Raw genomic sequence first — 11168 nt, forward strand, 5'->3', positions numbered from 1 at the left:
AAATTGGTCCAATCATCTGGCATCAAAACAGCTTCCGGGGAGGTGATTGGCGTTGCGAATGGTTAGGAGGTCCGTTTTCTGATGTTTTGTCGACGTCTTTTCAAGGCGTCTTTTTGTTTTTCCGCCCTGTCTTGTACTTCTGCAAAAGAAGGTGGCGTTGCCGCGTCCTGGCTGGATAGGAATGCAGACAGGTCGGCAATCGTGGGATGTTGAAGCAAGATAGCAATGGTTATTTGCTGCGGAAAGGTGTCGCGGAATTGGCGATGAACCTGAGCGGTTAGCAAGGAGTCACCACCTAGCTCAAAGAAATCGTCATGGACGCCAACGCGATCAATGCCCAGGACATTCTGCCAGATTTCGGCCAGTTTTCTTTCCGTTTCATTTCGAGGGGCAGCATAGGCTGTTAGCAGAACGGGCCGGGCGTGTGTGCTACGCAGGCGGGGGGGGTGTTGGATGCCGGCAATTAAGTCTACCGTCTCCTTTTGCGCACGAGCGATCCGTGAGGGCAAATCTCTGGTGGAAACAGCAACGCGGGGTAAACCGCTCCCCATGATTCTACGGAAAACGACCGCACCCTCGGCCGGCAGCAAGCCCGTGGCCAGGTCCTGAGCCAGGATGTTTCCGGCAGCGCCAGCCGGTCGTTCGTACCCTTCCGGGAACACATCGCCGGCTTGTTGGTGATTTTGGGCAGCCGTTGCCAGTCGGCTAACGTCTTGGACGCGAACGGCTGTAAATGCCTCGATCTCCGCCAGGACGGAGCCTTTTTCATCCAGGAGCGTCACATCAAAGCTCAAGGTGGGTCCGTTATCTGGTGCTTCCCGATAGCGGGCGTAGCTGTAGAAACGCGCCGGCAAGCTGGTTATGATTTTCAGTGCGCCATATGAAAGCGGTAGATAGCTGCCTTCTGCTTTGAATAGTCGCAGAAAGCTGGTTGCCAGGTCCAGCAGAGCAGGATGTAGCCCATGAGTAGCAATATCCGCTGCAAATTCCGAGGGCAATTCCAGCAGCGCCAATCCCGCCCCATTTCCTAGCTTGACCCATTTCAGGCTGTGCCAGCGGGGGCCGAACACCATGAAACGTTCTTCAACGGTATCTCCATTTTCAACGATAATGGTGGCTGGGATGCGCAGACTGTCTTCAGACTCGGATAAGTCGTAGGAGAAGGGTCGCTGCCGCAAGCGAAAGCTGCCGACATTGCTTTTTTGAAATGGGTCAATGATTTCTGCTTGATTACATGCGCTTTCTATTGAGGCCAGCGTGTATCGCTGGTCAGGGGCGACCGACAGCGGGATGACGCGCCCACGAGCATGTTCCTGCCACCTGTGATTGTCGCCTTTGGGCTGGCTGGCAATGGTGAAGGCAAACCCATCCGCTTGCTTTTTCAAAACGGTGTAGACGGCGCGTTCCTCATTGCCGGCAAAAATCAACGGCGTCAGAAAATGCACATCTTGTATTTCCAGCATCTGGGCACGCCCATAATGATGGGTAACAGCCGCCCGCACCATTTCCAGATACGTTGTGCCGGGGAGCGTTGCTTTGCCGACAACAGCGTGTTCGTGTAATACCCACTGCTTGCTCACGTGAAAATGCGTGACGTACGTTTGAAATGTTAGATGGCTACCCAGGTTTTCTTCTAGCAGGGGGTGTGTTAATGGCGCCGTTGTTGGTTCTTGTTCCGCCGCCGCCGCCGCCATGCCAATGCCCTGCCACGTTTCCCAGTTGATCGCCACGGCTGGTTGGCCGACGCTTCGCGCGTGCCCGGCAAAAGCATCCAGAAACGCATTTGCAGCCGTGTAATCAACCTGCCCCAGGCGGGCGACAACCGCATTCAGCGAGGAGCAGAGAACGAAAAAGTCCAACGGAATCTCTCGGAAGACGTCGTGTAAAATTAACGTCCCCTGCACTTTGGGAGCCAGAACGCGGTTGACCTCAGCCACGGTTTTGCGCTGAATCATGCCGCCGCCAGGTAATCCGGCAGCGTGAATAACACCATTGATCCGCCCATGAGCAGCCATTACCTGCGCGATTACCTGTTGCATCTGTTCCAGATTCGCCACATCGGCGGCGACGACGACAACCTTTGCTCCCAGCGATTCTAACGTTTGCAGACGGCGAATCTTTTGGCTAACGGTATCAGCTTCGCCATGCTCATTTAGCCATGTTGCTCTGTCTTCTACTGGGGGCAAGCCAGTGCGCCCGACCAAAATCAGGGTAACGGGCGTGGCGCTGGCGATCTCTTTTGCCAGAGTAAAGCCGATGCCGCCTAATCCCCCGGTGACCAGGTAGACGCCTCCTGGCCGAAACTGAACGGTGGTTTCTATTTCCGCCGGCAGCGCAATTGGGGAAAACATTTCTACCCACCGATGCAAGCCACGATAGGCTACAACCTGGTCGTTTGCTCCTGTGGTTAGCTCTCGCCAGAGGAAATCAAACAAACGCCCGTAAGCTTCTTGCCCGGCGGGGATTTGCACGTCAATTGAGCGACAGGTTATGTGGGGGTATTCGAGTGGAATGATGCGCACCGGTCCCAGGGAAAGCGCTTTCATTGGCGATACTTGTTCCGTGCCCGTTACCTCTTGCATTTCGTTAGAAATCACTGTTAGCGAGAGGGGAACCGTAGAAAGTTGCTTCCCGATAGCCTGGACCAGAAATAACAAGCTGTTGAATGGCGAATTGGCCGCCATTGTCGGTTCATCTACATTCCAGCAATGCACAATCTGGCGCGGCTGTAACCCGGCGGCGTCCAAAGCCGTTAATAGGGTCTCGTAATCCTGGGGTTGAGCCGGATTTAATTGGTAGCTGCGTTCACCGATGGCCGCGAATTTGGTGGCGACTTCCACCGTGACGACATTTTCGCCAGCTTGTATCAGCCGTTGCGCCAGCGCGCCGCCCAGTCCTAAGTTGTCTAAAAACAGCAACCAGGGGGATTGCTGGATGGGTTGGCTGCCAGAGAAGGGCAGCAGCGGGGAACGGCTCCAGGATGGCGCATAGAACCAGTCAGCCATATCCGGTTTGCGTGTGTCGGTTTCTGGCTCCGGCGTCGTGGCGGGAGTTGTCTCTTTCTCAATCCAGTACTTCTGTCGTTCAAACGGGTAGGTGGGTAGTGATACCCGCTGCCGTTGTTCATCAGCATAGAAACCAGACCAATTAATGGGTACACCGGCCAGCCACAATTTGCCGAGGGTGGTGAGCAAGAACGCCGCATCTGATTGGCGATCTTGCGCATGGGGAGTGGATGTGAGAATGATTCTGTTGGGTGAGGCGCCGGCGTGTTGCCGCGCCAGTGTGCTCAATGTTCGACCTGGTCCTACTTCTAGCAAAGCGAGTTCGGGATCGGCCATGAGCGTGCTCAAGCCTTGCTCAAAGCGAACGGGTTGGCGCAGGTGCCGCGCCCAGTAATCAGGATTGGTGATCTCTTCTATGCTGCTCCAACTGCCGGTGACATTCGAGATACAGGGTATTTGGGGGGCGTGGAGGGTGTATTGTCGCACGATGCCGGCAAATGACGCCAAAATCGGTTCCATCATGTGCGAATGGAAAGCATGGGAAGTGTGTAGCGGCTGGCATCTTATTCCTTCTCGCTTCAGAACCGAGTGCAGCGCGTCTATCGCCGCCGGGGAGCCGGAAACCACGCACGATCTGGAACCATTCACGGCTGCCAGAGACAGCGCATCCGTCAGATAGGTCTCAACTTCTGGTTCCGCCAGCGAGACGGCTAACATACCGCCTGCCGGCAGTTGTTGCATCAGGCGTCCCCGTTCCGCGACCACAGCCAGCGCATCTGCCAGAGAAAAGACCCCTGCTATGCAGGCGGCAACATATTCCCCAATACTGTGGCCAATCAGGGCTTGTGGTTGGATACCCCATGACAGCCACAATTGAGCCAGCGCATACTCCACCACAAAAAGAGCCGGCTGTGTTATGGCAGTCTGGTTTAGTCGCTGAGTCGCCGCTTCCTGTTCGGCGGTGTTAGCCGGATACAAGATGTGACGCAGGTCAAGGCCCAGGCGGGGTTTTAGCTGCGCGCAACATTGATCAACCGTCTGTCGAAAGACACGCTCCGTGCGATACAGTTCCGCCATCATGTTGGCGTACTGCGCCCCTTGCCCCGTAAACATGAAAGCCACCGGACGCGAGATTGTTTCCTGGACGCCGCGCAACAGTCTGCCCGTTTCCTGGCCACGCAGCCCGGCAAGCGCATCCGCATGGTTTTGGCAGATCAGAACCTGACGCTGGGGAAACAGGCGACGGCCCGTTTGCAGCGTGTAAGCGATGTCAGCCATATTTTGCCGAGGGGATTGGCTGAGGTGGGTGATCAGGTTGGCCGATGCGGCGTCCAGCGCTGACCCTGTTTTTGCCGACAGGGGCAAGATTTGCCAGGGTCTTGTGGCGCTCGACGCGGGCCTGGGGGGCGCTTCTTCCAAGATAACATGGGCGTTTGTGCCGCCAATGCCAAAAGAGCTGACGCCGGCGCGCCGCGGCACGCCGGCTGTTTGCCAGTCTGATAAAGTCGTATTGACGTAAAAAGGAGAATGGTTGAAGTCGATTTGCGGATTGGGTTTCTCGAAATGCAAGCTGGGGGGAATCTGTTTGTGCCATAAAGCCAGGACGGTTTTGATCAAGCCCGCCGCGCCCGCGGCCGCATCCAGATGACCGATGTTCGTTTTGACAGAACCCACGGCGCAAAACTGCTTCCGTTCTGTTCCCGCGCGGAAGGCTTTTGCCAGCGCAGCCATTTCGATAGGGTCCCCTATGGGAGTGCCAGTGCCGTGTGTTTCCACATAAGTGATGGAATCGGGAGAAACATTCGCTATCCCCTGCGCCTCTAGGATGACGGTGGCTTGCGCGTCCAGGCTGGGGGCTGTATAGCCTGCCTTTTGGGAACCATCATTGTTGATGGCTGAACCCTTTATGACGGCATAAATGGTATCGCCGTCAGCCAGTGCATCTTCCAACATTTTTAGAACGACGATTCCAACCCCGCTGCCACTGACGGTTCCCTGGGCGGCGGCGTCAAAAGCGCGGCAGTGGCCGTCTGGGGATAGAACCATGCCTTCCTGGTAGAGATAGCCGGCGGTGTGAGGCACGCGCAAGGATACGCCGCCGGCCAGGGCGATATCGCACTCACCGCCGCGAAGACTTTGGCAGGCCATGTGGACGGCAACCAGTGATGTAGAACAGGCGGTTTGCGTGGTGACGGCGGGACCTTTCAAGTTCAGTTTGTAGGCTGCTTTTGTCGCCAGATAATCTTTGTCACTGGCTATCATGGTATGGTAGTCGCGGCCTGGCTCCGCATGATGGGCGTGGTTGTAGAGATTATGATACAGGTAGGTGTTCATGCCCGTGCCGGCATAAACGCCAATCAGTCCTGGATACCTTTCCGGGTCGTAGCCCGCTCGTTCCAGTGCTTCCCAGGCGCACTCCAGAAAAAGACGGTGCTGAGGGTCCATGCTGGCTGCCTCGCCCGGGCTATAGCCAAAGAAGAAAGCATCGAACTGTTGGATATCGGACAGAATCCCCCCTGCCGGCACATAGTGGGGGTGTTGCCGCAAAGCGGGAGCAACGCCACTTTGAGCTAAATCCGTAGCCGCAAAAAAAGTGATGGATTCAACCCCATTGCGCAAGTTACGCCAGAAGGCATCCAGCGTGTCGGCGCCGGGGAAACGGCCTGACATGGCAATGATAGCCACATCCGCAACATTCGGGGACATTGATTCACTCATTCAAACATCATCCTTGCTCATGTTTCATTAGTCTTGCGGCGACTATTTTGGCGGCGCTGCCGCTGCCATTGCATCATATTCTGACGCTCTTGCCGGATTCTCACTCTTTCCTGGCTGGCGAGAGACGCAGCGGGAGGCTCTTGTTTCTGGCTTAAGTATTGGGCCAACCCATGTACGGTGGGATATTGAAACAGTTCTACCATTGCCAGGTCCGGTACAGGCAGCTCGTCTTGCAGCAAGGTTTTTATCTTTGCCATTAGTAAGGAGTGCCCCCCCAAATCGAAAAAATTGTCGTAGGCGCCGACGCGCTCGACCTGCAATACTTGCTGCCATATGGCGGCAATCTGCTGCTCCCAACCGGGCGCCGGCGTCACGTAAGTTTGGGTTGTCGCGGAATGCCTATGATCTGGCGCGGAGAGGGCGCGCCGATCAACCTTGCCATTAGGGGTAAGGGGGAACGCGGCAACGGGCACAAACACGGATGGGATCATATAACCAGGCAGTTCCCATTGCAGTTTACGCTGCAATTCAGCTACATGTGCCTTATCTTTGTCCGCGGCGAGAATGACATAAGCCACTAACCGTTTGCTGCCTGTGCCATCGTCATGGGCGACAACGACTGCGTCCCGCACTGTCGGCTCGTGATGCAACGCGGCTTCGATTTCCGCCAGTTCAATGCGATAACCGCGCACCTTAACCTGATGGTCGATCCGTCCCAGAAACTCAATGCTTCCATCGGTGCGATAACGGGCTATGTCGCCTGTGTGATATAAGCGCTCGCCAGGGGTCTGGCTAAATGGGTTGGGGATGAATTGCTCCGCGGTCAGGGATGGACGGCGGATGTACCCCCGTGCCAGACCGGCGCCCCCAATATATAAATTACCAGGTACACCCACGGGCGTTAGATTCAACTGGTTATCTAAAAGGTAAATTTGTGTGTTATCAATGGGAGAACCAATAAATACCGGCCCTTCTCCTATTTCTACGGTATCAGTCGTTGACCAAATTGTCGTCTCGGTTGGACCGTACATATTCCACAAGGCGCTGCCGGAACCGGCCAGACGATTTGCCAGGTCGCGCGATAAAGCCTCTCCCCCGCACAGGATTTTCAATTGTTTGCTTCCCGACCAGCGCGCCTCTAATAAAAGCTGCCAGGTGGCTGGCGTTGCTTGCATGACCGTGGCGCCGCGGCGATGTATGGCCGCCGCCAGGCGAGACCCATCAACGACTTCATCAGCTTGCGCTAAAACGCACGTGGCCCCAACGATGAGGGGCAAGAAAAGCTCCATGCCGGCAATATCAAAAGACAGCGACGTCACGGATAGTAGAACGTCGTCTGGCTGCAAACCCGGGCGCACGCGCATGGACTGCAAAAAGTTGGTTAGTGCCCGGTGCGTAACCTGCACCCCTTTGGGTTGGCCTGTGGAGCCGGATGTATAGATCACGTACGCCAGGTTATCTTCGCTAATGCTTTGCGATAAATCACCATCCGCCGCCGTGTCCTCATTGTCCCCAATCTCGTCAATAAGAATGACCTTTCCTTGATAGGCGGGCAAGTTTCCCTTTAGAGATGGCTGCGTTAGCAACCAGGCTGCTTGCGCATCTTGCAGCACAAAATTTAGGCGTTGTGGGGGATGGGTGGGGTCCAGGGGGAGGTAAGCCCCGCCTGCCAGCAAAATGCCCAACAAGCCCGTTATCATTTCTACAGAGCGCTCCAGGTAGATGCCCACAACCGTTTCTGGCCCCACGCCCTGATTCCGCAGGTAGCGTGCTACGCGATGCGCGCGGCGGGATAAGGCCGCATAGGTCAGGTGCTGATCCGCAAATACGATGGCTGTCGCCGCGGGTGTTTGCGCCGCCTGTTGGAGAAATAGCCGGGGCACACAATATGGCGGGGCATGATTGGTCCGTGTATTGTTCCACGTTTGCAGCAGTCGTTGGCTTTCTTCCGCCGGCAGCATCGGCAACAACAGAATCCGCTGGACAGGTTGGTTGACAATGCTTTCCAACAGGACTTGATAATGCCTTAGCAGGTTGTCAATATACTCTGCCGTAAACAGGTCGCTGTTATATTCACAGGCAATCCGCAATCCCCCAGGCAAATCAGCGGCACTGAGAGCCAAATCGAACTGGGACGTGTGTTTTTCGAGCGCCACCGTTTCTAGCAGTAACCCATTGAGATTCAATGGGGCGCCCGCTTCGCCCAGCGCAAAAGCAGCTAACCGCGGCATTTCCGGCAGTGGCGACTTTTGCAGGAAGAACATAGTTTGAAACAGGGGAGAGCGGCTGGTATCGCGATCGAGGCGTAACCGCTCAACCAGTAATTGGAGGGGATATTCCTGGTGGGCAAACGCGGCCAACACTGTCTGCCGCACCTGTTCCAGAAAAGCCAGGAAGGGGGGATTGCCGGCAAGTTTTGAGCGTATGGCGATGCTGTTGGTGAAGTAGCCGACCAGTTTTGTGAAAGCGGCCCGATTTCTACCCGCCACGGCCGAACCCACGATAACTTCATCCTGGCCGGTATAACGATGCAAGAGTACCAGGTAGGCCGCCAACAGGGTCATGTATAAAGTAGCCCCTTGGGAGCGGCCCAGCGTTGTTATTTTTCGTGATAATTCCTGGTTCAACCGGATAGTTTTAACCCGACCGCGAAAAGTCTGGATAGCCGGTCGTCGGTAGTCGCCGGGCATGTTGAGGAGTGGGAGTGCCCCCTGTAGCTGTTGTTGCCAGTAGGCCCACAATCGCAATCCTTCCGATCCATTTAGGCGCTCATTTTGCCAGCGGGCATAATCAGTATATTGCAGCCTGTCTGGGGGGGGCGGCATGGGCATGTTTCCTTGTTCAGCCGCATACAATTCACCCAACTCGTGGATAAGTACGGCCAGCGACCAAAAATCAGCCACGATATGATGGATGACGAACAGGAGTATGGTTTCGCGCTCGGCTCGTTGGAACAAATGGACTCGCCATAATGGCGCTTGTTGCAAATCGAAGGGGCGTTGGGAAGCGGCCATCAGCGCTTGTTGCAGGTCCGCTTCATTCCAGGCTGACGCATCTTCTACCTGGAAATCCAATTCCATGCGGGCCTGGACTTGCTGAACAGGCTCGCCTGCCAGAGTTAAAAAGGTGGTGCGCAAGGCAGGGTGACGCTGTGCCAGAAGGTAAAAAGCACGATGAAATGCCGGCATATCTAAAACAGAAAGAATACGGGCGGCGCAGACGATGTGATAGGCGGCGCTCTCCGGGGAAAGCTGGTGCAAAAACCAGATACCTTTTTGCCCATACGTTAGTGGGTAACCGTTCTCTGGGAAGAGATCTGTTGGGGTCCTCACGGACGCCGCCAGGGTCGCCGGTTCCGTTCCTGTCGCAATCCGCCCGGCAAGTTCGCTAATACTCGTTCCTTGCAAAAGGGTGGTCTCTGGCAAAGCCACCTTGAAAACCGTCTCAATTTCGTGTTCCAGGGTAATAGCCGAAAGTGAATCAAGGCCCAGTTCGTTAAGGGGACGGCGTATATCAATTTGTGTAGGATTGATTTGCAACGTTTGGGCTATCCGCTGTTGCAAAAAGTGTTCTATGAGGGGTCGACGGTCGCTTGCATCATCTGTTTGGGGCCATTCTGCCGGCAAAAGATCGGCCCCTTCTTCCAGGTCAATCGTTGTTGAAATTTCCCGCGAAAAACTTTCCCCGACCTTATCCAACTCCCCGGCCAAGAAAGCCGCTCGTGTTGCCTGCCGTTGGATTTTGCCGCTAGAAGTCTTCGGGATCGAGTGCGGTTTTATCAAGACCACGCCGTAAAGTTGTAGTTGGTATACCCTGGCGACAGCCTGACGCATCGCGCGAAAAATATCTTGCAAATCAGCGTCGTTGGCTGATTCGTCATTTCCGTTCCGGCGAGATTGGCCGATTGAAGTACTCACTTCCTGCACGTGTATCAGTCGTTCTTCCCCCTGCATCTGCACGGAAAACGCAGCCCCACACCCGGGGCGCAAAGCCGGGTGACTTTGCGTGATGGTTTGTTCAATATCATCTGGGTAGTAATTTTGACCACGGACGATGATCAGATCCTTGAGCCGTCCCGTGATAAATAACTCGCCTGTTTGCAAGAAACCCAGATCGCCTGTGCGTAGGAATGGTCCTGTGCCATCTGCCAGAAAGGCGTGAAAAGAACGCGCGGTTTCTTCCGGCTGATTCCAGTAACCGGCAGCTACACCTGGTCCTGAAAGCCAGATCTCGCCCACCTTGGCGTCTGGACACGGCTGGCACGTTTGGGGATTGACAACGACAAGTTGTTGTCCAGTCAGGGAGCGACCACAGCTTACAAACGTTTGTGCCACCGGATGGTCAATATCCTCCTGTACTACCTCATCTTGCGCCAGCGCCTGGATATTGACAGCCTGCGTAATAGGGGGAGCTTCCTTGACGCCGCCAGTGGCGATCAAGGTCGCTTCCGCCAGACCATAGCAGGGGTAAAAGGCCTGGTAGCGGAAGCCTGCCAGGGCGAATGCCTCGGCAAAGCGGCGCATCGTATCATGCCGGACAGCTTCCGCGCCATTGAAAGCGACATCCCAATGGCTCAGATCCAGGGTGGCGCGTTGTTCCGGGGTGATTTTTCGGACGCACAACTCATAGGCGAAGTTGGGGCCGCCGCTGGTTGTGGCTTGATAGCGGGATACCGCTTGCAGCCAGCGGAACGGACGTTTTAGGAAATCAATGGGCGACATCAATACAACCGGAAAATCCCCATAGAGCGGCTGCAAAATCCCGCCAATCAGTCCCATATCGTGATATGGTGGCAGCCAGATGACCCCCTGGCTATTTTCGGAATGTCCAAAACGCTGATGTATCTGCGCCAGGTTGTAACACAGATTGCCGTGGGTAAGCATGGTGCCCTTTGCCGCCGCGGTGGATCCGGAAGTGTATTGCAGGAAAGCTAATGAATCTTGATTGATGGATGGCTGCTGCCAGGCTGTCATCAGCGCTTTGTCTGCTGTGTCCGTGGCCAGCCAATCTAGTGCTTTCAGGTCTGGGGCATATCCAAACAGGAATGAGGCCATCTGCAAGACAGGTCTGGTTGTCAGCACGATTTTTGCCTGAGAATCGGCGGCAATAGCCTGGAGACGGGGCAAGGTGCGGTTTAATCTGGTAGGATCGGGCGGATATGCCGGCACAGCCACCACATTAGCAAACAGACAGCCCATGAACGCAGCGATATAAGCCAGCCCAGGCGGATAGAGAAGCAAAGCCCGCTCTCCGCTGACATTACGCGACTGCAACAATGCAGCAATAGTGCGCGCCTGTTCTTCTAACTGGACATAAGTTAAATGCGCTTCTTCAGACTCGCCATCTAGCAGGTAGGTATAAATCCGCTTATGAGGATTTTGCCCGGCGCGCTGCTGTAGCAACGAGACGAGATCAGAGGGGAGCGTGTCAGGGCTGCTATTCATA

Annotated in this window: 2 protein-coding genes; both read right to left on the reverse strand. The window is 55.4% G+C overall.

The window, feature by feature from the left end; translation table 11 throughout:
* Window positions 1–62: 62 nt before the first annotated feature.
* A complete protein-coding gene (locus H6650_19925) occupies window positions 63–5711 on the reverse strand; it encodes an SDR family NAD(P)-dependent oxidoreductase (protein MCB8954280.1) in 5649 nt (1882 codons plus the stop codon).
* A gap of 29 nt (window positions 5712–5740) precedes the next feature.
* The gene (locus H6650_19930; GenBank protein ID MCB8954281.1) at window positions 5741–11167 is read right to left on the reverse strand and encodes an amino acid adenylation domain-containing protein; all 5427 of its coding nucleotides are present in this window, start codon (window positions 11165–11167) and stop codon (window positions 5741–5743) included.
* Between the last annotated feature and the right edge of the window lies 1 nt (window position 11168).

The organism is Ardenticatenales bacterium (assembly GCA_020634515.1).
In the GTDB taxonomy this organism is placed as follows: domain Bacteria; phylum Chloroflexota; class Anaerolineae; order Promineifilales; family Promineifilaceae; genus JAGVTM01.

Bases quoted from the DNA above. Each gene is read 5' to 3' on its own strand.
- H6650_19930 (MCB8954281.1), bottom strand. From the start codon at position 11,167: ATGAATAGCAGCCCTGACACGCTCCCCTCTGATCTCGTCTCGTTGCTA.
- H6650_19925 (MCB8954280.1), bottom strand. From the start codon at position 5,711: ATGTCCCCGAATGTTGCGGATGTGGCTATCATTGCCATGTCAGGCCGT.